A 26045-nucleotide genomic window follows, 5' to 3' on the forward strand; every position below is an offset into this window, starting at 1 on the left:
GCGCAAGTATACAGGCCCGACGGCACCGGACCAGTCGGCTTTGGTCGCGCCCCATGGAAACTATGCATTTGCCGGGCGCCCCTCTATGATGCACCCATGACTTTTTAACCTGCGATGACCCATGGCCGACTCTGCTTTCTTCTGCTCCCTGACCCACGAAGGCGTTCTTGCCGTCCGCGGTGCTGACGCTGCCAAGTTCCTGCAGGGCCAGTTGACCTGCAACCTCAATTACCTGAGTGACACCCAGGCCAGCCTGGGCGCGCGCTGCACGCAAAAAGGCCGGATGCAGTCCAGTTTTCGCATCCTGTTACAAGGTGACGGCGTGCTCCTGGCCATGGCCAGCGAACTGCTCGAACCGCAACTGGCGGACCTGAAAAAATACGCGGTGTTCTCCAAATCCAAACTCACCGATGAAAGCGCCGCGTGGGTGCGTTTTGGCCTGGCGCATGCCGATCAGGCCTTATCCGCCCTTGGTTTGGCGTTACCGGTGGAGACCGACAGCGTGGTGCGCACCGAGACGCTGATCGCCATCCGTGTATCGCCGGGCCGCGCTGAACTCTGGGCACCCGTCGAACACGCCGAGAGCCTGCTCAGCCAATTGGCGGCCACCCTGCCGCAAGCCGAGCTGAACGAATGGCTGCTGGGCCAGATTCGCGCCGGCATCGGCCAGGTGATGCCGCAGACCCGCGAACTGTTCATCCCGCAGATGCTTAATCTGCAAGCCGTGGGCGGGGTCAGCTTCAAGAAAGGCTGCTATACCGGCCAGGAAATCGTCGCGCGCATGCAGTACCTCGGCAAACTCAAGCGCCGCCTGTACCGCCTGAGCCTGGTTGCGGCCCAATTGCCCGAGCCAGGCACCGCACTGTTTGCTCCCAGCCATAACAGTTCGATCGGCGAAGTGGTCATCGCGGCAAAAGCTGACCAGTCAATTGAACTTCTCGCCGTGCTGCAAGCCGAAGCTGCCGACAATGGCGACATCCGTTTAGGCAGCCTGGAAGGCCCTGGCCTGCAGTTGCTCGACCTGCCCTACGCGCTGGATCGCGATCGCGAGATCCAGCGTTGATCGCTGCACCTTTTTTTGCGACACCCTAGAGAGCATGAATGAACCAGCTGGCGGAAAAAGTCCAACAGGCTTTGGTGAAGGCCATCGACAACGATGACCTGGTTCTGCCGACATTACCGGAGGTGGCCATGAAGATTCGTCAGGCCGCCGAAGACCCGGAGATCAGCATCAGCCACTTGAGCAAGGTGATCGGTCGTGATACGGCCCTGTCGGCGCGCCTGATCAAAGTGGTCAACAGCCCGTTGCTGAGGGCGACTCAGGAAGTCACCGACCTGCACACCGCCATCACGCGGCTCGGCACCAATTACAGCAGCAACCTGGCCATCGGCCTGGTCATGGAACAAATCTTCCACGCCCGCTCCGAGGTGGTGGAACAGAAAATGCGCGATGTGTGGCGCCGCAGCCTTGAAGTAGCCGGCGTCAGCTATGCCTTGTGTCGCCGGCACAGCCAGCTCAAGCCGGACCAGGCGGCCCTGGGAGGCCTGGTGCACCAGATTGGCGTGCTGCCGATCCTCACCTACGCCGAAGACCATTACGAGTTGCTGTCCGATCCGGTCAGCCTTAACCACGTGATCGACAGCATCCATCCGATACTGGGCGACAAGTTGCTCAGTGGCTGGGACTTCCCGGAAATGCTGGCAAAACTACCGGGCCAGTACCTGAACCTGGAACGCGAAGGCGGCCCGCTCGATTACATCGACCTGGTGCAGGTCGCCGTGCTGTTCTGTCACCACAACACGGAACATCCATTGGCGAAAGTCGACATGGCGAGCGTGCCGGCGATGAAAAAACTGCGGCTCGACCCCTCCAGCGAGAAACTGCACCTTGAGCTGCATGAAGCACGCTCAATGTTCTATTGATCGCCGGCAATAAAGCTCACTCGCACTTTCAAGCCCGCCGACGCGCCATCATGCAGGCTGATCTGCGCCAGATGCGCACGGCAGATCTCGCCGACAATCGCCAGCCCCAGACCGGACCCCATCCCCTGCTGACTGCGTCGATAAAATCGCTCGAACACCCGGTCCCGCTCCTCCAGCGGGATACCCGGGCCATCGTCTTCGACCTCCAGCACCGCCGGCGCCGTCACCCGTAAAATCACGTTGCCACCCGGTGGGGTGTGGGCCAATGCGTTGTCCACCAGGTTGCTCAGCAACTCGTTGAGCAGCGTCGGTTCGCCACGCAGCCATACCGGTTCGTCCGCCTCCAGCGCCAGGGCAACGCCGCGCGCATGGGCCAGCGGCGCCATGGCCATGCCCAGCTCACGGGCCAGTTGACTGAGATCGAGCAGCTGCGCGCCGCCTTCGGCAATGGCCCGGGCACCGTTTTCAATGCGGGCCAGGGACAACAACTGATTAGCCAGGTGAGTGAGACGGTCGGTGCCCTGGGCGGCGGTTTCCAGGGTGCTGCGCCACGTGGCCGGCTCTTCGGCGCGCAGGCCGAGTTCCAGGCGGGCCTTGAGCGCGGCCAGCGGCGTGCGCAACTCGTGGGCGGCGTCGGCAATAAACTGCGCCTGGCGTTCGAACTGGCCGCGCAGGCGTTCGGTGAAATGATTGAGGGAGCGCACCAGCGGGCCGAACTCATCCTGCACCTCCACCAGCGGCAAGGGCCGCAGGTCGTCGGGCTGGCGCTCTTCCACCGCCGTGCGCAGGCGCTCCAACGGGCGCAAGGCCGCGCTGACGGCAAACCACACCAGCAGCAACGCACCAATGGCAAGCATGCCCAGGCGCAACAAGGTGTCGGCCATCAGGCTGCGCGCCATGGCGACACGGGCTTCGTCGGTCTCCGCCACACGCACCTCCGCCATGCCGTTCATGTTCGGCTCGGAGACAGCCTTGAGCAGGCTCACCACGCGCACCGGCTGGCCCTGATACACAGCGTCGTAGAACCGCGCCAGGGCCGGGTAATCGTCAGTGCGCGGGGTGCCGGGTGGCGGCCCGGGCAGGTTTTCATAACCGGAAATCAGCTGCTTGTGGATGTCGTTGACCTGGTAATAAATACGCCCGGCACTGTCGTAGGCGAAGGTATCCAGGGCCACATAAGGCACATTGGCGCTGAGCGTGCCGTCCACCTGGGTCAAGCCGGCGGCAATGGTGCGCGCCGAGGCCAGCAGCGTGCGGTCGTAGGCGGTGTCGGCGGCTTCACGACCGTTCCAGTAGGCGCTCATGCCGCTGGCGAGCATCAGCAGCACCAGCAACAGCGCAAGGTTCCACAGCAGGCGCCAGCGCAGGCTGCGGGGCTTATGCATCGCGGGCTTCCAGCAGGTAGCCGAGGCCACGGAAGGTGACAATGGCGATGGGCTGGCCATCGAGCTTCTTGCGCAGGCGGTGCACGTAGATTTCGATGGCGTCGGGGCTGGCTTCTTCGTCGAGACCGAACACCTGGGAGGCCAGTTGCTCCTTGCTCATCACCCGACCAGGCCGGGCAATGAGTGCCTCAAGCACGGCTTGCTCACGAGAGGTCAGGGTCATCAATTCACCACCGACCGTGAAGCGCCGCGTATCGAGGTCGTACACCAGCACGCCGCACGCCTGCTGGCGCTCGCCGCCCAACACGCTGCGCCGCAGCAACGCCTTGACCCGCGCTTCGAGTTCCGTCAGTTCAAACGGTTTGGCCAGGTAATCGTCAGCGCCCAGGTTCAAGCCATGCACGCGGTCCTTTACATCGCTGCGGGCCGTCAGCATCAACACCGGCACATTTTTTCCACGGGCGCGCAAGCGTGCCAGCACTTCGAAACCATCCATGCGCGGCAGCCCTACATCGAGGATCACCGCGGCGTATTCCTCACTGCTCAGGGCCAGGTCCGCGGCCACGCCATCGTGCAGTACGTCGACGGTCAACCCCGTGCTCTTGAGCGCCTGGGCGACACTTTCGGCCAGTTGCAAATGGTCTTCAACCAGGAGGACGCGCATGGATTTCTACCTTATTCGGGGTGGTCGGCGCCACGCTTTGCGAGGCAGTTTACAGGCGCCGACTGCCCTGTGAAGCCCGAAAACCGTGAAAGGCAGTTGAAAGGATACTGAAAGCTTCGCCGTTTAGCATCGGGCGACGGCAGGTTACGCCTGCCAGGCTATTGAGCGATAGCACCCGAAAAACGCCTCGAAGCGTTTTCGCCAAATAAGAACAATAACTGGAGACACACATGACGTTCCCCCTACGTAAGCTCGCCCTCGCCGCCGGCTGCATGCTGTTTGCCGGCCACCTGCTGGCCGCCGACGAACCCAAGCGCCCTGAATGCATCGCCCCGGCCTCCCCGGGCGGTGGTTTTGACCTGACCTGCAAACTGGCGCAAAGCGCGCTGGTCAACCAGAAGCTCTTGAGCAAGCCAATGCGTGTGACCTACATGCCAGGCGGCGTGGGTGCCGTGGCCTACAACGCGGTGGTCGCTCAGCGCCCTGCGGATGCCGGCACCCTGGTGGCCTGGTCCAGCGGTTCGTTGCTGAACCTGGCCCAGGGCAAGTTTGGTCGTTTCGATGAAAGCGCCGTGCGCTGGCTCGCCGCAGTGGGTACCAGCTACGGTGCTATCGCGGTGAAAAGTGATTCGCCCTACAAGTCTCTCGACGATCTCGTAAAAGCCTTGAAGAAAGATCCAGGCAGCGTGGTGATAGGTTCGGGCGGCACGGTCGGCAGTCAGGACTGGATGCAAACCGCACTGATCGCCAAGGCGGCCGGGATCAACCCGCGCGAGCTGCGTTACGTCGCACTCGAAGGCGGCGGCGAAATTGCCACCGCGTTGCTCGGTGGCCACATTCAGGTGGGCAGTACCGATATCTCCGACTCCATGCCGCACATCCTCAGCGGTGACATGCGCCTGTTGGCGGTGTTCTCCGAGCAGCGCCTGGACGAGCCGGAAATGAAAGACATCCCCACCGCCAAGGAGCAAGGCTACGACATCGTCTGGCCTGTGGTGCGCGGTTTCTACCTCGGGCCAAAAGTCAGCGATGCCGACTACGCCTGGTGGAAAGAGGCGTTCGACAAACTGCTGGCCTCCGACGAGTTCGCCAAGCTGCGTGACCAGCGCGAGCTGTTCCCCTTCGCCATGACCGGCCCGGAGCTGGACACCTACGTGAAGAAACAGGTGGCTGACTACAAAGTGCTGGCCAAAGAGTTCGGCCTGATCCAGTAAACGCCCCCTCTTTTGTGTAATGCCCCTGTAGGAGCGAGCTCGCTCGCGAAGAAGTCAAAGACACCCCGTGCATCCAGACAGCACGCGTTACCGTTGACGTTCTTCGCGAGCAAGCTCGCTCCTGCAAGAGGGGCCTTGGAGTTTTCTATGCTCTTACAACGCATTTTCGCCGCCGTGCTGTTGCTGGCCTGCGCCGGCCTCGCCCTGATGGCCTGGCCGTATCAGGCGGCGTTTTCCTACGAGCCGGTCGGGCCGCGCGCCTACCCGCTGCTGATGCTCGGGCTGATGAGCCTGGCGCTGATCTACATGCTGTTTCGCCCGCAGCCCACCAAACACACCGAAGAAGACCCGGCGCTGGACCGCGACACCCTGATCAAGATAGGCATTTGCGTGGTGCTGTTGCTCGTGTTCGCCGCCACCTTCGAATCCCTGGGTTTCATCCTCAGCAGCATGTTGATCGGCATCCCGATGGCGCGCCTGTATGGCGGCCGCTGGATGCCCAGCGTGGTGATCGTTGGCCTCATGGCTATCGGCCTGTACCTGCTGTTCGATAAAGCCATGGATGTGCCGCTGCCCCTCGGCCTGCTCGACGTTCTGGAGAACTGATATGGATACTTTTGGTTATTTGGGCCAGGGTTTCGGCGTCGCGCTGAGCCCGTACAACCTGATCACCGCGCTGTGCGGCACGCTGATCGGCACCGTGGTCGGCCTGTTGCCGGGTCTGGGCCCGATCAACGGCGTGGCGCTGTTGATCCCCATCGCATTCGCCCTGGGCCTGCCACCCGAGTCGGCGTTGATCCTGCTCGCGGCGGTGTACCTGGGCTGCGAATACGGCGGTCGCATCAGCTCGATCCTGCTCAATATTCCGGGCGAAGCCTCCACCGTAATGACCACCCTTGATGGCTACCCGATGGCCCGCAAAGGCTTGGCCGGCGTGGCACTGTCGTTGTCGGCCTGGAGTTCGTTCATCGGTGCCTTTATCGCCACCTGCGGCATGGTGCTGTTCGCACCGCTGCTGGCCAAATGGGCGATTGCCTTCGGTCCGGCGGAGTATTTCGTACTGATGGTGTTCGCGATTGTGTGCCTGGGCGGCATGGCCGGTGACAAGCCGCTGAAGACCTTTGTGGCAGCGCTGATTGGCCTGTTCCTCTCGGCGGTGGGCATCGATGCCAACAGCGGCGTGTACCGCTTTACCGGCGACAACATCCACCTCACCGATGGCATCCAGTTTGTGGTGCTGGTGCTGGGCCTGTTCTCCATCAGCGAGATCCTGTTGCTGCTGGAAAAAACCCACCGTGGCCAGGAAGCGGTCAAGGCCACCGGGCGCATGATGTTCAACCTCAAGGAAGCCGGTGCGGTGTTCGTGGTTAACATCCGCTGCGGCTTGCTCGGTTTCATCATGGGCGTGTTGCCGGGTGCCGGTGCAACCCTGGCGTCCGCCGTGGCCTACATGACCGAAAAACGCCTGGCCGGTGCCGGCGGCAAATTCGGCCAGGGCGACATGCGTGGCCTGGCCGCCCCGGAAACCGCGATCGGCGCCTCCGCCTGCGGCGCACTGGTGCCGATGCTGACCCTGGGCGTTCCCGGCTCGGGCACCACCGCCGTAATGATTGGCGCCCTGTCGCTGTACAACATCACGCCCGGCCCGCTGCTGTTCCAACAGCAACCGGACATTGTCTGGGGCCTGATCGCGTCGTTGTTTATCGCCAACATCATGCTGGTGATCCTCAACATCCCGATGATCCGCATCTTCACCCGTATCCTCGCCGTGCCGAACTGGGCGCTGGTGCCGGTGATCGCCATCATTACCGCGATCGGTGTGTACGCGGTTCACGCCACCACGTTCGACCTGTTCCTGATGGTCGGGATCGGCATCTTCGGCTACATCCTGCGCAAGCTGGACTTCCCGCTGTCGCCGGTATTGCTCGGCTTTATCCTCGGCGGCCTGATGGAACAGAACCTGCGCCGCGCGCTGTCGATCTCCAACGGCGCACTGGAAATCCTCTGGTCGAGCCCGATCACCTTTGGCGTGTGGGTACTGACCGCACTGATGCTGATGTTCCCGCTGGTACGCATCTACCGCAAACGCGCCCTGCAGCGTCGTGCCGTGGCCGATGTCTGAGGTCACCTTCAAACATTGGTGGGGAACACCGCTGGTCGGCCTGGCCGGCGGTTACCTGGCCAGCCTCGTCGGCTGGCCTTTGCCCTACATGGTCGGCTCGTTGCTGGCGATCATCCTGGTGCGTTGCCTGACGCCGTGGCAGTTGGCGGAAATCCCCGGCGGGCGCAAATGCGGCCAATGGGTGGTGGGCATCGGCATCGGCCTGCACTTCACACCGGTGGTGATCGAGCAAGTGATGAGCCACTTCGGGCTGATCTTTTTCGGCGCGCTGGTCACCAGCCTGTCGAGTGTGGTCAGTGTGTGGCTGATGCGCCGCAGTGGCGAAGATCGCGCCACCGCGTTTTTCTCCAGCATGCCGGGCGGGTCCGGCGAGATGGTCAACCTCGGCGCGCGAAACGGCGCGGTGCTTAGCCGTGTTGCCGCCGGCCAGAGTTTGCGTGTGCTGCTGGTGGTGCTGTGCGTACCGGCGATTTTCAAGTATGTGTTGGGCGGCGGCGCGCCGCAGTTTCATCCGGCACCGGTGAGCTGGCCCTGGCTGTTGATGCTGTTTCCGATCGGCGCGCTGGTAGCCTGGGGCTGGCAGCGCTTGCGTCAGCCGAACCCCTGGTTGTTCGGGCCATTGCTGGTGAGTGCAACGGCCAGTGTGGTGTTTGACCTGCATATCGGGCTGCCCGATGGCGGTAGCCAGATCGGCCAATGGCTGATCGGCAGCGGTTTGGGCTGTCACTTCAACCGTCAGTTTTTTCGCCGGGCGCCGTCGTTCATGGCCCGCACTTTGATCGGCACAGTCTTGACCATGGTACTGGCGACATTGGCGGCCGTGGGCCTGAGTGCACTGACGCACCTGGATCTGCGCTCGTTGACCCTGGGCATGATGCCGGGCGGCATTGCCGAGATGAGCCTTACCGCCGAAACACTGCAATTGTCCGTCCCGTTGGTGACAGCCATGCAGGTGATGCGCTTGCTGTTCGTCCTATTCCTCGCCGAACCCCTTTTCCGTCACTGGAACCGCCAACCCTGATCCTGCGCGACGGTAATGGCCCGCCTTTGGGCCGTTACCACTTGTCGGCACTGTCAATTCTCACAGCTGGTTGCTCCCCGACTTCCGCGCTACACCTCTGCGCAGCTACTCCCACTCAGTAGTTGGGCCGTAGACATGAGTTCCTCACTGACTGCAGAGGGTTCCACCATGGATAACGACAAAGAGCTTTCCGGAAATCCAGACCAGAAATTGATCCACCTCCCAGAGGGCCGCTCACTGCTGGCGCCCTACTCAAGCACGCTGCCCCCGCAAAAGCCACCGCCAGTGCGACGTACGTTCATCGACCCTCTTTACCTGGTGCCACGCCCGTCCGACGTATCCCTGAACTCAACACAAGCCTTCAAAAAGGTTCCCCTCCAGGATTTGGCACTGTACATCCCCGCAAGCACCCAACCGGTGCAAGGTGTCGATGCAGGTATCAATCTTGCCGCGATAACATCGCATAAGGAGGGGTTGTTGTTCGCCCTGCTGCCATTTCTGGAGATGGCAGCGCTGGATCTCGTGGCACTGTACTATGGCAACCTGAGCAATCCCGTCGCCTCTACCACCATCCACCCGCATGAAGTGGATAACGCTGAGTTGATTGTGCTGTTCGTACCGCCAAGTGTGATCACCGACGCAAATGTCTACCCGGTGTTCATCAGGGTGACACGCCTGGGCAATGCGGTGGGGGAAACAAAGAAACTCGCGCTGAAGGTCGATAAGGTGAAACCCGGCGGGGACAACCCGGACGGAAACAGTTTTGTAAACACGAACCTGCCCAAGCCGATCATTCCTCCGGAATTCCTCGAACTTGGCGTTACAGAGGAGGACGCCCGAAACGGCATAGACATTCGCGTCCCCTACTACCCCGCCGATACCTCATTGTCACCACGCACCTACCGAGCAGTGCGCGATAGTGTTCGCCTGAAAATCGGCGACGCCGTGTTTGAGCACACGGTGTCGCAGCCAGAAGCAGATGGCTATGACGACCTTGTCTTCAGGTTGCGCCTTGACGATTGGTACCAGATCGGCAGCGGCGCTCACGTCGTCGAGTGGAACGTGATTGACGAATGCGGAAACTATTCGGATGGCTGGTCGGTGCCCGAATTTCTCGAGGTATACCTGAACGACGGTTCAGAGCCATTGTTGCCCCATTGTTTCTTCGATGAGGCGCCAGAAGACATTCTCAACCTCGACGAGGTCAGTGGCGATAGCGTGACCATCATCGTTCCCATCGCGCGTAACGGCTACGCGTTGGGCGACGTGATCAAGGTGACCCTCACCGGCAGGACGGCAGACGGGCAAACGGTGAGGAAAACCTACAGTTCCCCTCCACTGACATCCACCACGACGCGCCAGCTCAGGATCCCATGCCCGGTCAGCGACCTGGTACCGTTGATCGGAGGCCAGGCTCGACTTCGCTATGAGCGAGTCCGCTTTGGCGCGCCGAATAGAGGTTCGCTCATCACGACGGTCAGTGTGATCGGCACCGCCATTCCCGGTGGGCTCCACGCCCCGATTTTCAGGGAGGCTGTCGATGGAACACTGCCTGCCGATACCCTCATCGTTAACATCGACATCTCTAAATATCACGGACAGGACTTCTTTGACCGCATCACGCTGATACTGTTGGGGCGCTACCCTAACGGCAAGTTTTACTACTACGAAGAATCCAAAAATGCAGGCACAGGCAATGTGCTGTTCTCGATTATCAATGGCCCCGACGGTGATATTGCCAAGTTGGCAGATGGCAGCCTGACCGCCTCATATACCCGTCAGAATAGCGAGGGAACACGGCTATCCCCGGACACAACGGTTTATGTAGGCGCCTCCACGGCGGTACTGCCCGAACCGACGGTGCATGAGGCACCGCCGCCTGGTTACGTGTTTGATGCGAACCAATCCACTGGTGATGCCAACATTGAGGTCGACGCCCATAGCGATATCAAAGAGAGGGATACGATCACCCTCTATGCGCAAGGCAACGTCGTAAGCCCTGCACCTCAACCCTTCTATGTCTCAGGCTCCTGGAAAGACCGGCCGCTGCCCTTCACCCTTAAGCGCCAGGACATCCTGCCCAATCAAAATATGGATATTTTCTACGAACGCTCGCGCCCAGGCGTTGCAACGCGCTTTTCAAAAACCGTGCCTATGAGCGTCTTCGCATTACGGCATTTACCCGCACCTTTTGTCTTCAACAGCACGCCCGTGGACGACGAAAACGCTACGATTGATCCGAGGGTTGCCGACGGCACGCCAAATGTGACCGTTCGAGTACAGTTTGCAATGTCCGATAAGGACCTCATCAAGCTGGAATTGATAGGCAGGCCCGGTATCGCGCTGCCAACCATTGAGCCTCAATACGGCAACTCAAGTGTAGGCTATGTGCAATTTGTGTTTCCCAACTGGGTACTGGCCTACCACCTCGCAAGCGTTCTGCGCATTCAGTACCACGTAACAAACAACGGCCCCACCCGTGACTCGAGGGTATTGAACCTGCGAGTCCTGGGCTTCGATGAGATACCGGGCGGCAATCCGCTGCCGCAGCCCACACTCAACGGTTTGAAATCGGGCTCAGTCGTAGACCTTAATACAGTCAGCCCCTTCAACTGCTGGGTGGACCTGACAAAATGGCTGCTCAGCGCGAAAGACCAACCGATCTGGCTCAAATGCCATAGCACGGATGCGTCAACACCGTTGACGCTGCTTAACGGCCACCTCGTCACTCAAGAGCAGGCCGAACGCGGGATTATTCGCGAGCCGGCGCAAATCGGTTGGTTCACGGCACTCCCGGAGGGCAGCACGGTTAAGGTGACGGCCGCAGTGGGGTATACCCGCAGCAAATATGAAGCGGACGCGACGCCCTTTCCATCGAGTACTTACTCCATCAAAGCGCTGCGCCTCTCTGACTTCACGGATTTTGAAGTGTCCTTCTGGAATGGCTGGGCCAATTTGATCAATGGGCTCGGCGTGATCAGGAACTTCAATAACAATAATTACTGGTATGCAAAACTGCCCAACGGCACGGCTCTGGCGCCTGGCGTGATTAAAACCTTTCTAATCAAAAGCGGCAAAACCTACCGTATCAGCTTCAAAATGAAAGTTGATCTGGCCCCTTACCAACCCCAGGTGTTCGTTGAGTTTGGTAGTCAGTCAAAAAACTTCGTCTATGTTCACGAGGGTAATTGGCACACCTACCAACTGGACTTTGCGTTGCCTGCCGGGGCACCGTCTCAGTACTTGCCGATACGTATCTACTTCAAAAGCACGTACTCACCGGCAGATTTTTCACTGGATGATATTTTCGTGGAAGAACTTAAATAGCTTCATTTTCAGAAGCGGTGCCGAGTGGCGATGTTGCGCGGAACGTTCCCGGACGTTATTCAATACGCACTTCAACGCCACCCGGCGCCCTTATACAGCAAACAAAAAAAGCCTCTCAGCCGTAAGGAAGAGAGGCTTATTCAAGCATCATTTATTTTATTCGCACTTCTGTTTGGCTTGATTGAATTCCTGGCCGGCTGGGCATTGATACGGATACCTTTCCCAACGCTGGCTACTTGTGCGATAGAGGCACCTGTAATACCAACCCGGCGAGACGCTTTTGAAGTAGCCCGCACTGGTGCAGGCTGGGTCCACACCTGGATAACCCTCCACGCCTATCTCTTCAGGACTGCTGGAACAGGCAGCGAGCAGCACAGCCAACCCTGCCGCCACCAGCACCCCAGGTACGGCCCGCGTCATTTTGCTCTTCAACGAATAACCCATGGGAATCTCCTTATAAAAGAATGCCCACCCAGTTAGCGTCAAAAAAAATAACCGCCTACTGTCATATCTGACAGGTTTGAAACTTGACCGACGAACGGAATGCACCTCCTTCAACGCCATGGAGGCGCCCGCCCAGGTTACCCGCGCTACTTAGAATGCGTAGCGCAACCCGACGTTGATACCCAACGGCTGCTTGATATTCTTGCCCACGCTGCGCTCCAGGTCCGCATGCACGCTCAATTGCTGGGAGACCGACATCGCCACACCCGCGCCAAGCTTCAGCCGTGAGCCCGACAGGTCGTTGTTGAACGAGTTGTCATTGACGAACACTTTGTTGCTCTGGTCGAACTCATGGCTGACGGCGGCCTTCAAGTAGGGCTGCAGAATGCCGCCACTGTCGAGTTGGATGTTGTTGCCGGCAGTCACCCCCACTTCACCGATGACCGAACTTGAGCGGTCCCCCTTGGCTTTCAGGCCGTTGTCCAGCGTATAGCTCTGGGCCTGGGTGATCACCGCCGACAACTGGCCATAGGGTTCCACGAAGTAACCATCATCCAGTGTGATATGCCGGCCGAATTCCGCCGAAGCGCCGGTGGCATTCTGGGTGTAGTTGCCTTTGCTTTTCTTGCCGTCGCTCATGGCGACATTGGACTCATTGTGCAAGCGGTTGAACTTGAGCACGCCGTCGAAGTAAAAGCCGCTCTCGCTGTCCAGCCAGGTTGCATAGCCACCCATGTAGTAACTGTTGATGGTCGCTTTGCTGCCCCGGTTCAGGTCCAGGTCCGATTGGCTGTGCCCGGCCATGACACCGATCAACCATTGCCCGTCGCCGGCCTCCAGCGGCGCATCCGCGCCCAGGGTGAACCCGCGCTGGCTCTGGTTATAGCCCAGGCCTGTCTTGTCGTTGGACACTTCATATTTGTTGCCATAGGCGCGGGTCCACAAGCCGGCGCTCTGGCCACCATTGAAACGCAGTTCACCCATGCGCGTGCGCAAGGTAGTCATTTCACCCAACAAGACGCTTGGCGCCGCGTTGAACAGCGCCAACACGGAGTTGGTGCTGGGGCTTATGACCTTGTTCTCCGGGTCGAGGTACCAGTCATGGTTTTGATTGTCGGCCACCAGGTCATAGGAATAGGTGCCGAGGTCGACCCGCCCGCCCACGAGGCTGAAGTTCGCGACACCGTCGGCGGTGTGGACCATTTGCAGGCGCTCGGACAGCGGGTCCGCTCCCGTGCTGGCGATCAGCAGTTGATGATCGCCGGAAGAGGTGCCCGTCACATTCAGGAAGTCACCGGTCATCTGGCCAAAATCGGCCTTCATGATGAACGTACCGCCCGTGCCGGACAGGTTGTCCACATCCAACTTATAGAAGGCTCCCGAATCGCCGAACTTGACGTTGCCGCCATTCATCGACAGCGCATTGAGTGCCTGCTGCCCGTCGACCATCACCCAGGTGGCGTCACTGTTGACCGACAGTTTGTCGACATTGTCCAGGCGCCCGGTCAGCACCGAGCCGTTGTTCAGACCAACGTTGGCGGTGCCGCCGCTGTTGACGATATCGCCATTCATGAAGGCGGCATCCATCTTCAAGTCCAGGACGCTGTCTTTGCCGACCTGAACGTTACCGCTCAGCGCACTGTTGAACACATTCACATCGGCTGCACCGCCATGGTCGATTTCGAGCATGTTGCCATTACCGCCAACCAGGGTGGTGCCATCGTTGATATTGATCTGGGTGCCGCCGGGATAGTCCACCAGGATGGCGGCGCCTGTGCCGCCCACCACCTCGGTCTGGTTGAGATTCAACACCGAGGGGTTGTCCACCGTGGGCAAGCGATACGCCACGATCCCGTTGGTGCCGCCGTATATCCGGCCGCCCTGGGTGGTGAGTTGCCCGTCGTACGCGCTCAAGCCGGCTTTTGCACCACTGACCTGGGTGTTGTTCAAGAACAACGTGCTGGAGCCGCTGAGCAGGATGCCATCTGTGCCACCGGTTATCGTGCTGTCGGACACCTCCACCGTCGAGCCACGATTCGATTGAGTGCCGACAATCATGCCTGCGGCCCCGCTGCTGTATACAGAAGCATCGCGCAGCGTGCCCTTGCTGCCATAAAGCGCCACGCCAACTTCCTTGCCCGCGGTATTTTTGACCGTGCCGCCATTCATGATGAACGTGGAGTCATGCGCCTGGACGCCCACCATCGACGCCCCATTGGAGGTCAGGGTCGCCTCTTTGACGACATAGCGATCATTCTGCGAGGAGCCGTCTATCACCACGTTCTGGCCTGGGTTGATGTTCACTGCGTTGGCCTGTGTGGCCACGAACGCCATGGGCATCGCAGCCATTACTTTGATAGCCAGCGATAAGCGAGAAAGACAAAATGTTGTTTCAGTAATCATGATAAGTACCTCTAGTCGGTGACTGAACAAGCCAAGCGATTTAAGGACCATCGACTCAGGCTTTCAGAAGCGGCAAGGGTACGTATCAGACGGATAGGTTCATGTAGGTAAAGTCCCTGTAACCGTAGGACTAATCCTAAATATGCGTAGGTAGCAAGTTTAGAGCGGATAGGTATTTACAACGAGCGAAGGATACGAACCGTCAGTACTGCCAATGACGGTTCGTATATTGATGCCCTTAAGGAGTAGCGGGCAGGGCGCCGCAAACGCTGTTATCGGCATTGCGCCGGCTCACATAAAGCACGGTCGTCGGTGACTTGCCCTGTGTGACGCCGTCGGCCTTGAGTATTGTGTAATAGAATTCAACACGGCCCAAAATTGCCGGTTGCACATAAGTGGCAAAGTCCACGAGGAAATACTCCCCACCGCCGGGCAGGCTATGATCATTCGCGACGACAATCGGCGGCAATATTTCCGCTTCGACAAGCTTGTTGGTGGACGTCAGTCCTTCTCCGTAAAGGGTCCAGAAGCGCCTGATCGTGTCACCCTGTTTCAAGTTGACCGTGTCCACAATGCTCGTATCGATACCAAGCTCGACAAACTGTTTGCAACTGATCGAGCGAATCCCGCCGCCTGCATTGACAGACTTGGGGAACTCCGGCGCCGTCACGTTCTGCAGCTCACTGGCAAGCACATCGACCAGCGTCGCCAGGGAGGTGTCCACGTTTGAGTTAACCCCATTCGTCAGGCTGTACCACACCTTCTTGCCCAGTCCGTTTGCGCCTTGTGCGATGACGGCGGCAGTAACAATGACGGTGAATTTTCCGGAGTCTATGTCCGTCTGAGTCACGGTACGAGGGGCGGGGTAAATTGGTATACCATCCCAGTAAAACTGAAGCTTGTGTCCCGCGACCGCGCCCGTATACACGTTAAATTCAGCCGTCGCGTTACCCGTGTCGCCAGGCCCGATTTTATTGGTAAGTCCCTCGCTGGACGTCACGGTGACCAACGGCAGGTAATCCCTGACCGGGCCCGGATCGTCAGGGCGTCCGGCAGCGGAGCTGAAGTCCGCAGCCACCGTGATCGTGTTGGACCACGCTGAAGCGTTCCCTCCCTCTACCACGCGGTAGCGAAGGCTGGCAGTGCCCGGCCCGGTGACTCCATAGATCGCGACGAGAACGAGCCAGGGAATTTCAATTTTTGCGGGGTCAGCGGGCGTAGGCTCGGTAAGCAATGTATGCGGGAATACCTGGCTACCGAGGGCACTATCGAGTTCGATTTGTACGATCTGGCCGGATCTGAAATTGTCATAGCCAAAAATATGCACTTCTGCCAATTTCAATTGCGCGTCCCGAAGATCCAACGGCGCCGCCGGTACCGCCGGATCGCTCAAATTCTCCGGTTGCGGTGTCAATATATACTCAATTTCTCTCAGCTTTGGCGGATAAATGGTTGAATTTTTTGAATAGTCAAAATAACGAAACGCCATACGATCTAACCGCGTACCGCCGACGACAACTTCATCTTTGGTCAGCGAAAATTCGACGGGCAATGTGTCCACCGGTAAGTTTGTTATTACTTTTATCGGATCGGCATCCGTATAAGTTTTATAGATATGAAGTGAATCGAGCGGACGCGCAATCAAACGCCCCGGGGCTCTGCAGGTCAACTGATCGCCATTGGCTGCCAGAGAACTCAGCGTCACCTTCCCGTCCGCTGCACCCGCCAATAAGGTGATTGCGTCCAATAGAAGACCGCCGGCAGGGCCAACCGTATCGACGTTCACCAACGTGGTGCCGGACGGCTCATTACCACCTGGCCCCAAAAAAATCTCGTAACTTAAGCGATACTCCCCGTGATTGGCTACATCGTCGCCCTTGATGTTTGTTTTATAGGGCCACGTCAAGTCCTCCAATGGTTTGGGAAATTGGATGCGATTTCCGTAGGGCACACCATTAACAGAAACCTGTAGTTCATCCGGGTTAGTGCCAGGAGTAGGAAATGTATCCTTCCACATATCAATCTCAATATTAACCCCTACGGTTTGCGCGACAATAGTTTCCATCAGATTAGGCGGCAGACCCGGTGCGGGCGGCAGGGCATTGGTGACTCTAATGTCGTTCACAGCTCGCGATGCGGGAGGCGCAAGCCCATGAGGTACAGGCTCCGTTAATGGACTGATGCTTGGGTTCAACTTAGCCATTGCTACAAACTCCTTTGAGTAAGAGACGGTGCACATTGATCGCCAGCCGCACGAGACGATTGACCGGTTAATTAAACCCCCTTCTCCCACACGGCACAGCCTGTCAAACTTGACAGCTGCGTACTCATACAAAATATGCTTCCAATTAGAACGCATAAATTGGGCAGTGTTTTAATAGCCATCCCATAAAAAAAACCACACTATTACTTCCATTCAATCTAAACCTCTGGACCCCGACTCACCCTTCATCCTGTAAAGGACTCTTTCATCCGCATAAAAAAAGGGGCTTTCGCCCCTTTAATAAACACCATCATTCATACGCTGCCGTCATGCGGCCCCAGGCAAGTTCCGCCGCCACTTATTTTCAAGTCAATATAGATAAGTTTTCTGGGAGACAGGCCAGTGTCCCCCGTTCTCTTGAACAATCGGTACTGCACGACCGCCGAGCCAAATCCCGGCACCAATCCCGGCGCGGTGATCAAGTCGAAGGGCAAAATGCGAATGTGCGCATAGCCCCTGTCGCGATCATCACTGGTCAGTTCATGCTCAAAAGATACGTCACTGCCTGGGAACGGCTTACCACTACCGTTAGTCGTCGGGTAACTTGCCCAATATAAATGCACGGAGTCGCCAGGCTCGAAATGCACCGCATGCCAGGGGATGCCGATATATACGCCCTCATAAGGTGCCGGCTTGGTACCGCATGCGATAAAGCCCAATTCGTTGTCATTGAGTAGTAGCGGAGTTTTTAACCCTGTCAGCGTATCAAGACGCACCCGTACCGAAGCGGAAGGACTGCGCTGTCGGTTTATTCCGTTGTCTGTCCAGTAATAGACCTCGGCCAAGGCAATGGAAGATGCCACTGCCCACGAAACCCATAAGGTGATCAATTTCCCGGCACTATCGCCCGGCTGCACGTCATAGCTCGCAACGATACGGTCATCGCTGTTCCAGCACAGTTCCAGGTGTTCGCCCACTGTGGGGTTTACAAATAAGAGCACTTCAACAGGCACGGGCCCCGGGCTGTCAGCGGAGGTCAGTATATTGTCGCCCGTCACGCCTTTCACAATCGGAAGGGCCAACTTGCGATTGATCGGTTCAGGCCCGCTTGGGTCAGGGCCGGCTACCCTCAAATCGACTTCATAGAAGCTGTCCGGCGAATCCTTGGAGGCAGTGCCTCGCTGATAAACGTAGCGCACACGCAATGGGTAGCGCGTCGAGAAACCGCCCACCGCAACAATAGACCACGGCACGCTCACGGGAATCGGCCACGTCTGCACTTCTCCAATCGGCTTGATTTCAAGGGCATGCGTATTCCAGAAGGGATGAATCTCGTCCCCCGCCTCTGCCTCACCTATGCGCGCGAGGGTGACCGCCAACCCCTGCCTGACATCTTCCAGAGTGACTAACCCGTCCAGTTCTGCCGACTCAATAAAGGGGCGTGGCAGATCCGGCAAAACAACCGGGGAGGCTTTGAGCGTGATCTCGTCGGAAAACTGCCCGACGTTCCCAGCTCGGTCTTCAAGCCGGCAGGAAGCGAACCTTTCACCCCGGCCACTGGCACGCACATGCGCTTCGGGAATGACGTACCGGATGGGCGCGCCGAGGACGTGTGCTCTGGTGATGAACAGCGTGCCTGCAAAGCCCAAATTTGGCAGATCTGCGTAGAAGAAGTGGCACATATCCCCAATGCGCATATCGAACCAACGCGCCAGCTCGACAGGCAAGCCTCCATGCCCGACCAGATAGTCATCGGTAAGCTCATCACGAGCCTCGTCATCAATCTGCAACTGCGGGCCAGGGTTGCCACCGTTGGGCGGCGTTTTATCGACATTGACCAAGGTAGGAAATGAGTCGGCTTCGCCGATCAAAGGCGCGCTGACCCTGACTGTCAGACGGCTGATACCGCCGCTCGACAGAATCGACTTGGGTAGACACTGCACCAACGGAAATACCGTGTCAGGGTCGTATGGGCCGTGAATATAAAAGGTGTGCACCGGATCATCGTCCCAACGATATTCCACCGTCGTCTCCATGTCCTTCTCATGGAGATTGAATGGCCAGACCTTCGCAATCGTGACCTCCAGCTTCTGATCATGGAGCTTGAGCGGTAAGGTCCTGGCCGCTTCGTCCCATTCCAGGGGCAATGCCTGGGAAGGATTGGGAGCGTCCAGTTCCAGTATTGTCGGGTCATCTGCGCCTCGAGTTCGCGGCCGCAGAGCGTGCTGGTGTCGTGTGGGTGAGTTCGAATCAGACATATCCACGCCTCCTTGAACAATCAATCGGTAATCGACCGAGGCGGTCGGCACGCTCAGGTCTGGCTACTTATTGAATGCGCAAAAAAGTGCGGCGGATACTGTCAGATATAACAGGTACCCGGCGTGACCGATGGACTTACACGCCAGGGAGAGGGCCAAGCAAAGAACGATGCGCCACCGCGCGATCGTATCAAACGGGCGGCAACATCCAGTTGATCGGCGTCTCGCCGTTCTGCTCAAGGAATTTGTTGGTGCGACTGAAATGCCCGCACCCGAGGAACCCGCGATACGCCGACAACGGCGACGGATGCACCGAGGTCAGCACCAGGTGCTTGGTGGCATCGATCAGCTTCTGCTTGCTCTGGGCATGGGCGCCCCACAACAGGAACACCAAATGCGGCTGGTGCTCGCTGACCACCTCGATCACCCGATCGGTAAAAAACTGCCAGCCCTTGCCGGCATGGGCGTTGGCATTGGCGCGCTCCACGGTCAGGGTGGTGTTGAGCATCAGCACGCCCTGGTCGGCCCAGCTTTGCAGGTAGCCGTGGTTGGGGATGTCGATATTCAGGTCACGCTTGAGCTCTTTATAGATATTGACCAGTGAGGGTGGCGCCGGCACGCCCGGTTGCACCGAGAAGCACAAACCATGGGCCTGGCCGGGGCCGTGATACGGGTCCTGCCCGAGGATCACCACTTTGACCTTGTCCAGCGGCGTGGAATTGAGCGCATTGAAGATCAGCGGGCCCGGCGGATAGATCTCCTTGCCTGCGGCGTGTTCCTGGCACAGAAACTCGCGCAGTGCGCCCATGTAGGGCTTGTCGAACTCCTCGCGCAGAGCGTGTTTCCAACTGGGTTCGAGTTTGATGCGGTCGCCGTCGGTCATGATGAGGTCATCGAGTGAAAAACAATGGGCGAACCCTAGGAAAGCCGACCCCGCTTGTCAATTGATCTGACACACCCCCGGCACTTTCCCACGGAGCGATCATACTGACCCTTCACCTTCTGGATTGAGGTCACGATGAATCTGCACTTCGAAGAACTCACCGGCAACCACGGCGCCCGCATCGGCATCGCCAGCCTGGATGCGCAACAGTCGCTCAACGCCCTCTCCCTGCCGATGATCCTGGCCCTGGACGAACGCCTGGACGCCTGGGCCAAGGACCCGACGATCGTCTGCGTATTGCTGCGCGGCAACGGCCCCAAGGCCTTCTGCGCAGGTGGCGAAGTGCGCAGCCTGGCAATGGCCTGCCGGGAACAACCTGGCGTCGTGCCTACCCTGGCCGCGCAATTTTTTGCCGCTGAATATCGCCTGGATTATCGCCTGCATGCCTACCCAAAACCGTTGATCTGCTGGGGTCACGGTTATGTGCTGGGCGGCGGGATGGGCCTGTTGCAGAGTGCGTCCGTACGCATTGTGACCCCCAGCAGCCGTTTGGCCATGCCGGAAATCAGCATCGGCTTGTACCCGGACGTGGGCGCCAGCTGGTTTCTCTCGCGCCTGCCCGGCAAGCTGGGTTTGTTCCTGGGCCTTACCGGTGCCCATATCAACGGCCGTGATGCCCTGGACCTGGGCCTGGCCGACCGTTTCCTGCGCGATGACCAGCAAGACGAATTGCTCGATGGCCTGCTGCAACTGAACTGGCAGGAACAGACCGCGATGCAGCTCAACAGCTTGCTCAAGGCCCTGGCCCAGGACGCCGTCGACCAGCTACCCGAAGCACAATGGATGCCACGCCGGGGGCAGATCGACGAATGGCTGGATGTGGGTGACGTGGCCAGTGCGTGGCGCGCGTTGAGCCTGCTCAAGGATCACGCTGACCCACTCCTGGCCCGCGCCGGCAAGACTCTCAGTGAAGGCTGCCCGTTGACGGCGCACCTGGTGTGGGAGCAGATCCGCCGCGCCCGTCATTTGTCCCTGGCGCAAGTGTTCCAGATGGAATACACGCTGAGCCTCAATTGTTGCCGCCATCCGGAATTTGCCGAAGGCGTACGGGCAAGGCTGATCGATAAGGATCAGGCGCCTCGCTGGCATTGGCCGGATATCAATACAATTCCCGAGGCGGTGGTGCAGGCGCACTTCAACAAGGCATGGGAAGGTAGGAATCCTCTGGCAGATCTTTCCGATTACTGACAGCTTATCGCCGGTTATCCTTGATGTTAAAGGCACAGTTACCCGGTTGATTTTCCTTGCACAGATAAACCAGCTGGTCGAACGAAGTGTTATCGCGCTCCCAATGCAGGCTGTCCGCCAACGACATGCTGCTGGCTACGTCTGACAGGCACGGGCGCAATACCACGAGCTCGTCGCGCTGATTGGTGTACACACATTTTTCCACCAGCCCGCTGCGCCGATCATCACCCTTCTGCGGCGCAAACACCGCGCCCGAGAAGGCATGTATGAACTCGCCGGGCTCAACCTTGGGACCTTGCCACAGCACGCCGCTGGCCTGGTACTGGAAATAACCCGTGCCCGTCTGGATCTTCGACTTGTCTGGACAGAACTGGTTGCCCTGCGCCTGGCCAGCCATACAGACGACCAGTAAAAGCATGCACATCACGTGTTTGAGCATAGAGCCCCCTTCGATAACCACACTGCTTTTCCCGCAGTGAAATATATCTTTGGCCTCAACGCCAGCTGTTATTTCTGACAGTACCGACAAACGGCGGGCAAAAAAAAGCGGCGCATCATGCGCCGCTTTATTCAAAACCTCTTTTTCAGCGGTGACCTCCGCGCCCACCGCCGTGATCGCCACCACGCCCGTGCCCGCCGTTGCCCCACCGATTGTCTCCCCATCCCTGGTTTGGATACGGCCGATAGGCAGACCTTGGGTAGTAACGTGGCGCAGGTTGGTAATAACGCGGCGCCGAATAATAACGGGGAGCCGGATAGTAGCGTGGCGCGGGTGTGTAGTAGCTGCGCCCGTAGTAACGAGGACCGCCGTAATAATAGGCGGGTGCCGGTGCGGTGTAGACCTCGGAGCGGTAGTAAGTGGTACCTCCATCGTAATAGGGCACGCAAGCTGACAGGGTCAGGCCGAGTAATGCAGTGAGCAGCAGTCGTCGATACATGGCGGCCTCCCGGACCGCGGAAGAGCACCTCCAGCGACGCTGGAGGGCGTCATTCAGAATTTACTTGAATGACAGAACGTATGACATCAAAAGCAGAATCTGGTGCGTTTCAGTAACAACTTGATACATCACCAGCGGTACGCCGGCATACGTTAGCTGTATCGATTCAGTATTTTATTCAGAGGCGAAACTTTGTCGCTTACAATGATGTCATTGTGATACTGCACAGCGCCACGGAGGCCTTGGTGTGCGCCCTCCCGTTACTTACCGCCGGATTCAAGCCATGAAAATTGCTACCAAGCTGCTGCTCTCATTTTTACTCTGCTCCGTGATTACCCTCGGTGTCGGCCTGCTGGGTATCAAAGGGGTCGTGCGGCTCGCCGCAGCGCTGGAATTAACGTTCTCCAACAACCTGGTGTCGGTCAGCAACACAGCTGCCACCCTGAATGGGCTGGTGGCACACAACCGTGGTTTGTACCGCTTGCTCGATGCCGGTAACGGTGACGTCGCCCAGCAGGACCGCGACCGCGTGCGCCAGGATATCGCCAACGAAGTCAAACGCAGCCAGGCGGCGTACACCACCTACCGCGCCACGCCGTTGGAAGATGACGAGCGGGCGGCGGGTGACACCTTCGACCAGATCTGGCCAACGTACCTCAGTAGCTCGGAACGCATCCTGAGCCTGCTCGACAAGGGCCAGGTCGAGCAGGCACGCACCGAGCTCAATACCACCAACAATGAACTGTTCCGCCAGGCCCGCGAGCTGATCCGCGTGATGGTCGAATCCAACAACCGCCAGATCAAGGAAGGCGCAGTCGCCGCCGACGCCCTGCGTGACAGTGCGCTCACCTGGATGATCAGCGGCATCGTCCTGGCCTTCATCATCGCCATTATCGTCGGCGTGCTGATCACGCGCCTGATCACCCGCCCCATCGCTCAAGCGGTGGCGAGCGCGCAACGCATTGCCGACGGTGACCTGACCCAGACCATCAGCACCGAGCGCACCGACGAAGCCGGGCAGTTGCTGGTGGCGCTGTCGAACATGCAGGGCGGCTTGAAACACACCCTGCTGGAAATCGCCAACGCATCCGACCAACTGGCCTCGGCCGCTGAAGAACTGAGTGCGGTCACCGAAGAAAGCACCCGGGGCCTGACCCGCCAGAATGATGAAATTCAACAAGCGGCCACCGCCGTCAACCAGATGACTGCAGCCGTTGATGAGGTGGCCGGCAACGCCGTATCGACTTCGCAGGCCTCGAGCCAGGCGACCACCGAAGCCGAGGAAGGCCGTGAGCAAGTGGCACAGGCCGTTTCCGGCATGAATTCGATGGTGGTAGAGATCAACGATTCGACGAAGTCGGTGGAAGGCCTCGCCAGTCAGGTCCGCGAAATCGGCAAGGTGATCGATGTGATTCGTGGGATTGCCGACCAGACCAACCTGCTCGCCCTCAACGCAGCAATCGAGGCGGCCCGTGCGGGTGAGCAAGGCCGTGGCTTTGCGGTGGTAGCTGATGAAGTGCGCGCGCTGGCCCATCGCACCCAAGTGTCCACGGTGGACATCGAAAAAATGATCGGCGAAGTGCAAGTCGGCGCCGACGGCGCGGTAGCCGCGATGAACAAGAGCCTGAGCTGGGCCAACAACACGCAGGTGCTGGCGCAGAATGCCGGCGAAGCGTTGCAACGTATCACCGCCAGTGTGGCGAAGATCAACGAACGCAACCTGGTCATCGCGTCCGCCTCGGAGGAACAGGCCCAAGTGGCGCGTGAAGTCGATCGCAACCTGCTCAACATCCAGGACCTGTCGACCCAGACCGCCGCCGGCGCACATCAGACCAACGCTTCCAGCCAGGACCTGTCGCGCCTGGCCACCTCGTTCAGTGTGCTGGTCGGCAAATTCAAGCTGTAAGTAGCTTGGCGCACATCGGCGCTGTATCGTGCAAGGCCACGCACACCTTGCCCGATACAGCCCGACCTGCCCATGACCACCCCGACCCTTTGCCCCGCCTGCGGTGCCCGTAACGACTGCAGCCTGGCCGACCCGCGCACGGCCGGCCAGGCCTGCTGGTGCTACAGCGTCACCATCGACCCGGCGGTGCTCCAGGCGCTGCCCGACGAACTGCGCAACCAGGCCTGCCTGTGCCCGCGTTGCGCCCAAGTGGACCAACAGCTGCGCCGCCACGATGCGCCTTGATCGCTTCCTCAGTAACCTGCCACGGTTTAATCGCAAGCAAGTGCGGCTGCTGTTGGCCGAACGCCGGGTAACGGTGGATGGTGCCACGGTAAGCGACCCGCTTCATGAGGTGCGCACGTTCAGCAGCGTGCGCGTGGACGGTGAGGTGCTGCAGCCGGGCAAACCTGCGCGTTATTTCATGCTGCACAAGCCGCAGGGGTGCGTCAGCGCTACCTGCGATGCGCAACACCGCACGGTACTCGATCTGCTGGATGAACCGCACAAGGACGCACTGCATATCGCCGGGCGTCTGGACTACAACACCACCGGGCTGATGGTACTGACCAATGACGGCCAGTGGTCGCGGCGCCTGACGCAACCGGCGACCAAGTTACCCAAGGTGTATCGGGTGGAAACCGAGCAGGACATCGGCCCGAACTATGCGGCAGTCTTCAGGGCGGGCCTGTACTTCGCCTTCGAAAACCTCATCACTCAACCCGCCGAACTGGAGTTACTGGGCCCCAGGACGGCGCGCTTGAGCATCATCGAAGGCCGCTATCACCAGGTCAAACGCATGTTCGGGCATTTTGATAACAAAGTGACTGCCCTGCATCGCGAGCGCATGGGGCCGCTGCACCTGGATGCAGCGCTTGCGCCGGGCGAGTATCGGGCGCTGACTGACGAGGAAATCCGTCTCGTCTGACGACCGCTGTCGGCCAGCCGCAATCGGACCGACATGGGCGCTCGGCTTCCAGGCGTATGCCTACCTGTCATAAAGCTCGTGCACAGTCATTTGCGCGCCCTACCCGCTTGCCAGGAGTCTTACGACATGAGGCCAGAAATCGCTGTGTTGGATATACAGGGTCAATACCGGGTTTACACGGAGTTCTATCGCGCCGATTCCGCTGAAAAAACCATCGTCCTGGTCAACGGCTCGATGGCCACCACGGCCTCTTTCGCCCAGACCGTGAAAAGCCTGTACCCGCAATTCAATGTGGTGTTGTACGACCAGCCCTATGCCGGCCGTTCCAAACTACACAACCGCCACGAGCGGATGCTGACCAAGGAAGTCGAAGGCCAGATCCTCCTGGAGCTCATCGACCGCTTTGCCGCCGAACACGTGCTCTCGTTCTCCTGGGGCGGCGCCGCCACGCTGTTCGCCCTCGCTCAACGCCCGCAATGCGTCGAAAAGGCCGTGATCAGCTCGTTCTCCCCGGTGATCAACGCACCGATGCGTGATTATCTGGAGCGCGGCGTCGACTACCTCGGCAACCTGGACCGCGACCGCGTCGGCCACCTGGTCAACAGCACCCTGGGCAAGCACTTGCCGTCGCTGTTCAAGCGCTTCAACCACAAGCACGTGAGCGGCCTGGCCGAGCATGAATACGGACAGATGCACTTCCACATCAGCCAGGTGCTCAACAGCGACCGGTCGTGCTACCTCAAGGCAGCCAGGCAGATCGACATTCCCGTGCTGTTCGTTAACGGCGAGTGGGACGAGTACACCAGCGCAGGCGATGCCAGGCTGTTCGGCCAGCATGTTAAAAACAGCAGCTTCAGCACGGTTCAGGCGACGGGGCATTTCCTCGATATGGAGCATAAAGCGGCGTGCCGGGACAGCCGGGACGCGGTGGTGGGCTTTTTGAAAGGGCAGCGGCCGGTGAGTCGCTTACGTTACCAGCCAGGTCAGACGCAACACGCCTTTGCGGTCTGACATCAGACCCACTGCAGGAGCGGGCTCCTGCAGTGGCGCCACCTATTCGGCAGGCGGCGCGAGCGCAACGTGCGATTTTTTCGAAGAAAAACTTCAAATCCGGGTGAACATCTGGTACAAAGTCAGCC

At 59.2% G+C, this 26045-nt stretch carries 21 protein-coding genes and 1 pseudogene; 13 read left to right on the plus strand and 9 right to left on the minus strand.

All coding sequences use genetic code 11. From position 1 onward, the window contains the following. The first annotated feature begins 121 nt into the window (after positions 1-121). Both BFQ00_RS04885 and BFQ00_RS04890 read left to right on the plus strand, forming a co-directional pair. Positions 122-1063 (plus strand): CAF17-like 4Fe-4S cluster assembly/insertion protein YgfZ, encoded by a 942-nt coding sequence (locus BFQ00_RS04885; RefSeq protein WP_065932779.1) that lies wholly within the window; start codon positions 122-124, stop codon positions 1061-1063. Between the two features lie 38 nt (positions 1064-1101). Next, complete coding sequence (locus tag BFQ00_RS04890) at positions 1102-1923, plus strand: HDOD domain-containing protein (RefSeq protein ID WP_065886229.1); 822 nt, start codon at positions 1102-1104, stop codon at positions 1921-1923. Here the strand turns inward: BFQ00_RS04890 and BFQ00_RS04895 are convergent. Beyond that, complete coding sequence (locus BFQ00_RS04895) at positions 1917-3308, minus strand: sensor histidine kinase (RefSeq protein WP_065886228.1); 1392 nt, start codon at positions 3306-3308, stop codon at positions 1917-1919. The two genes, BFQ00_RS04890 and BFQ00_RS04895, sit on opposite strands and share 7 nt — an antisense overlap. Next, positions 3301-3972 (minus strand): response regulator, encoded by a 672-nt coding sequence (locus BFQ00_RS04900; protein ID WP_057723066.1) that lies wholly within the window; start codon positions 3970-3972, stop codon positions 3301-3303. Before BFQ00_RS04900 ends, BFQ00_RS04895 begins: the two co-directional genes overlap by 8 nt. A gap of 230 nt (positions 3973-4202) precedes the next feature. Between BFQ00_RS04900 and BFQ00_RS04905 the strand changes: the two genes are divergently transcribed. The 5 genes from BFQ00_RS04905 (at position 4203) to BFQ00_RS04925 (ending at position 11656) form a co-directional block, all read left to right on the plus strand. Continuing rightward, complete coding sequence (locus BFQ00_RS04905) at positions 4203-5186, plus strand: Bug family tripartite tricarboxylate transporter substrate binding protein (protein ID WP_065897738.1); 984 nt, start codon at positions 4203-4205, stop codon at positions 5184-5186. 147 nt (positions 5187-5333) lie between these two features. Then, positions 5334-5792, plus strand: coding sequence for a tripartite tricarboxylate transporter TctB family protein (locus BFQ00_RS04910; protein ID WP_065893465.1), 459 nt, complete (start codon positions 5334-5336; stop codon positions 5790-5792). Position 5793: 1 nt separating this feature from the next. Beyond that, positions 5794-7308, plus strand: a complete 1515-nt coding sequence (locus BFQ00_RS04915; RefSeq protein ID WP_065932780.1) for a tripartite tricarboxylate transporter permease — start codon at positions 5794-5796, stop codon at positions 7306-7308. Further along, positions 7301-8329 carry an AbrB family transcriptional regulator gene (locus tag BFQ00_RS04920; RefSeq protein WP_065932781.1) on the plus strand — a complete coding sequence of 343 codons (1029 nt, stop codon included), beginning with the start codon at positions 7301-7303 and terminating at the stop codon, positions 8327-8329. The genes BFQ00_RS04915 and BFQ00_RS04920 overlap by 8 nt, the downstream gene beginning before the upstream one ends. A gap of 168 nt (positions 8330-8497) precedes the next feature. Continuing rightward, the gene (locus BFQ00_RS04925) at positions 8498-11656 is read left to right on the plus strand and encodes a hypothetical protein (RefSeq protein WP_065932782.1); all 3159 of its coding nucleotides are present in this window, start codon (positions 8498-8500) and stop codon (positions 11654-11656) included. A 156-nt stretch (positions 11657-11812) separates the two neighbouring features. On the opposite strand, the gene BFQ00_RS04930 is transcribed toward BFQ00_RS04925, so the two are convergent. From BFQ00_RS04930 to ung, 5 genes are all read right to left on the minus strand, one after another. Continuing rightward, positions 11813-12100: a hypothetical protein gene (locus BFQ00_RS04930; protein ID WP_065932783.1), complete on the minus strand. Its 288-nt coding sequence runs from the start codon at positions 12098-12100 to the stop codon at positions 11813-11815. A 150-nt stretch (positions 12101-12250) separates the two neighbouring features. Then, on the minus strand, positions 12251-14449 hold the full coding sequence (locus BFQ00_RS04935; protein WP_242527088.1) for an autotransporter outer membrane beta-barrel domain-containing protein: 2199 nt from the start codon (positions 14447-14449) through the stop codon (positions 12251-12253). A 292-nt stretch (positions 14450-14741) separates the two neighbouring features. Then, on the minus strand, positions 14742-16706 hold the full coding sequence (locus BFQ00_RS04940) for a hypothetical protein (RefSeq protein ID WP_065932784.1): 1965 nt from the start codon (positions 16704-16706) through the stop codon (positions 14742-14744). Between the two features lie 314 nt (positions 16707-17020). Beyond that, positions 17021-18964 (minus strand): hypothetical protein, encoded by a 1944-nt coding sequence (locus BFQ00_RS04945; RefSeq protein WP_065932785.1) that lies wholly within the window; start codon positions 18962-18964, stop codon positions 17021-17023. A 190-nt stretch (positions 18965-19154) separates the two neighbouring features. Further along, positions 19155-19847 (minus strand): uracil-DNA glycosylase, encoded by a 693-nt coding sequence (gene ung, locus BFQ00_RS04950; protein WP_065932786.1) that lies wholly within the window; start codon positions 19845-19847, stop codon positions 19155-19157. 135 nt (positions 19848-19982) lie between these two features. On the opposite strand from ung, the gene BFQ00_RS04955 reads away from it, so the two are divergent. Further along, entirely contained in the window at positions 19983-21095 is a 1113-nt protein-coding gene (locus BFQ00_RS04955; protein WP_065932787.1) for an enoyl-CoA hydratase/isomerase family protein, read from the plus strand. Between the two features lie 4 nt (positions 21096-21099). On the opposite strand, the gene BFQ00_RS04960 is transcribed toward BFQ00_RS04955, so the two are convergent. Both BFQ00_RS04960 and BFQ00_RS27685 read right to left on the minus strand, forming a co-directional pair. Continuing rightward, positions 21100-21720 (minus strand): DUF3757 domain-containing protein, encoded by a 621-nt coding sequence (locus BFQ00_RS04960; RefSeq protein ID WP_130184176.1) that lies wholly within the window; start codon positions 21718-21720, stop codon positions 21100-21102. Next, positions 21680-22033 carry a hypothetical protein gene (locus BFQ00_RS27685; RefSeq protein ID WP_082632001.1) on the minus strand — a complete coding sequence of 118 codons (354 nt, stop codon included), beginning with the start codon at positions 22031-22033 and terminating at the stop codon, positions 21680-21682. The genes BFQ00_RS04960 and BFQ00_RS27685 overlap by 41 nt, the downstream gene beginning before the upstream one ends. Positions 22034-22316: 283 nt before the next feature. Between BFQ00_RS27685 and BFQ00_RS30315 the strand changes: the two are divergent. The 5 genes and pseudogenes from BFQ00_RS30315 to BFQ00_RS04980 all read left to right on the plus strand — a co-directional run. Further along, positions 22317-23081 (plus strand): annotated as a pseudogene (locus BFQ00_RS30315) (MCP four helix bundle domain-containing protein); the annotation flags it as partial. Next, positions 23076-23939, plus strand: a complete 864-nt coding sequence (locus tag BFQ00_RS30320; RefSeq protein ID WP_370671218.1) for a methyl-accepting chemotaxis protein — start codon at positions 23076-23078, stop codon at positions 23937-23939. The pseudogene BFQ00_RS30315 and the gene BFQ00_RS30320, both read left to right, overlap by 6 nt. A 72-nt stretch (positions 23940-24011) precedes the next feature. Further along, the gene (locus tag BFQ00_RS04970; RefSeq protein WP_065932789.1) at positions 24012-24224 is read left to right on the plus strand and encodes a cysteine-rich CWC family protein; all 213 of its coding nucleotides are present in this window, start codon (positions 24012-24014) and stop codon (positions 24222-24224) included. Then, the gene (locus BFQ00_RS04975; RefSeq protein WP_065932790.1) at positions 24214-24906 is read left to right on the plus strand and encodes a pseudouridine synthase; all 693 of its coding nucleotides are present in this window, start codon (positions 24214-24216) and stop codon (positions 24904-24906) included. Before BFQ00_RS04970 ends, BFQ00_RS04975 begins: the two co-directional genes overlap by 11 nt. 126 nt (positions 24907-25032) lie before the next feature. After that, positions 25033-25917 carry an alpha/beta fold hydrolase gene (locus BFQ00_RS04980; protein ID WP_065932791.1) on the plus strand — a complete coding sequence of 295 codons (885 nt, stop codon included), beginning with the start codon at positions 25033-25035 and terminating at the stop codon, positions 25915-25917. The last annotated feature ends 128 nt before the right edge of the window (positions 25918-26045 follow it).

The organism is Pseudomonas sp. 28 E 9 (genome assembly GCF_900004785.1).
GTDB lineage: Bacteria > Pseudomonadota > Gammaproteobacteria > Pseudomonadales > Pseudomonadaceae > Aquipseudomonas > Aquipseudomonas orientalis_A.

Excerpts from the sequence above, each read along its gene's own strand:
- BFQ00_RS04945 (WP_065932785.1), bottom strand. The coding sequence starts at position 18,964 with ATGTCTGATTCGAACTCACCCACACGACACCAGCACGCTCTGCGGCCG.
- BFQ00_RS04910 (WP_065893465.1), top strand. The coding sequence starts at position 5,334 with ATGCTCTTACAACGCATTTTCGCCGCCGTGCTGTTGCTGGCCTGCGCC.
- BFQ00_RS30320 (WP_370671218.1), top strand. The coding sequence starts at position 23,076 with ATGCAGGGCGGCTTGAAACACACCCTGCTGGAAATCGCCAACGCATCC.
- BFQ00_RS04920 (WP_065932781.1), top strand. The coding sequence starts at position 7,301 with ATGTCTGAGGTCACCTTCAAACATTGGTGGGGAACACCGCTGGTCGGC.
- BFQ00_RS04890 (WP_065886229.1), top strand. The coding sequence starts at position 1,102 with ATGAACCAGCTGGCGGAAAAAGTCCAACAGGCTTTGGTGAAGGCCATC.
- BFQ00_RS04925 (WP_065932782.1), top strand. The coding sequence starts at position 8,498 with ATGGATAACGACAAAGAGCTTTCCGGAAATCCAGACCAGAAATTGATC.
- BFQ00_RS04970 (WP_065932789.1), top strand. The coding sequence starts at position 24,012 with ATGACCACCCCGACCCTTTGCCCCGCCTGCGGTGCCCGTAACGACTGC.
- BFQ00_RS04955 (WP_065932787.1), top strand. The coding sequence starts at position 19,983 with ATGAATCTGCACTTCGAAGAACTCACCGGCAACCACGGCGCCCGCATC.
- BFQ00_RS04940 (WP_065932784.1), bottom strand. The coding sequence starts at position 16,706 with ATGGCTAAGTTGAACCCAAGCATCAGTCCATTAACGGAGCCTGTACCT.
- BFQ00_RS04935 (WP_242527088.1), bottom strand. The coding sequence starts at position 14,449 with ATGGCTGCGATGCCCATGGCGTTCGTGGCCACACAGGCCAACGCAGTG.
- BFQ00_RS04885 (WP_065932779.1), top strand. The coding sequence starts at position 122 with ATGGCCGACTCTGCTTTCTTCTGCTCCCTGACCCACGAAGGCGTTCTT.
- BFQ00_RS04900 (WP_057723066.1), bottom strand. The coding sequence starts at position 3,972 with ATGCGCGTCCTCCTGGTTGAAGACCATTTGCAACTGGCCGAAAGTGTC.
- BFQ00_RS04975 (WP_065932790.1), top strand. The coding sequence starts at position 24,214 with ATGCGCCTTGATCGCTTCCTCAGTAACCTGCCACGGTTTAATCGCAAG.
- BFQ00_RS04915 (WP_065932780.1), top strand. The coding sequence starts at position 5,794 with ATGGATACTTTTGGTTATTTGGGCCAGGGTTTCGGCGTCGCGCTGAGC.
- BFQ00_RS04905 (WP_065897738.1), top strand. The coding sequence starts at position 4,203 with ATGACGTTCCCCCTACGTAAGCTCGCCCTCGCCGCCGGCTGCATGCTG.
- BFQ00_RS04930 (WP_065932783.1), bottom strand. The coding sequence starts at position 12,100 with ATGGGTTATTCGTTGAAGAGCAAAATGACGCGGGCCGTACCTGGGGTG.
- ung (WP_065932786.1), bottom strand. The coding sequence starts at position 19,847 with ATGACCGACGGCGACCGCATCAAACTCGAACCCAGTTGGAAACACGCT.
- BFQ00_RS04895 (WP_065886228.1), bottom strand. The coding sequence starts at position 3,308 with ATGCATAAGCCCCGCAGCCTGCGCTGGCGCCTGCTGTGGAACCTTGCG.
- BFQ00_RS27685 (WP_082632001.1), bottom strand. The coding sequence starts at position 22,033 with ATGTATCGACGACTGCTGCTCACTGCATTACTCGGCCTGACCCTGTCA.
- BFQ00_RS04980 (WP_065932791.1), top strand. The coding sequence starts at position 25,033 with ATGAGGCCAGAAATCGCTGTGTTGGATATACAGGGTCAATACCGGGTT.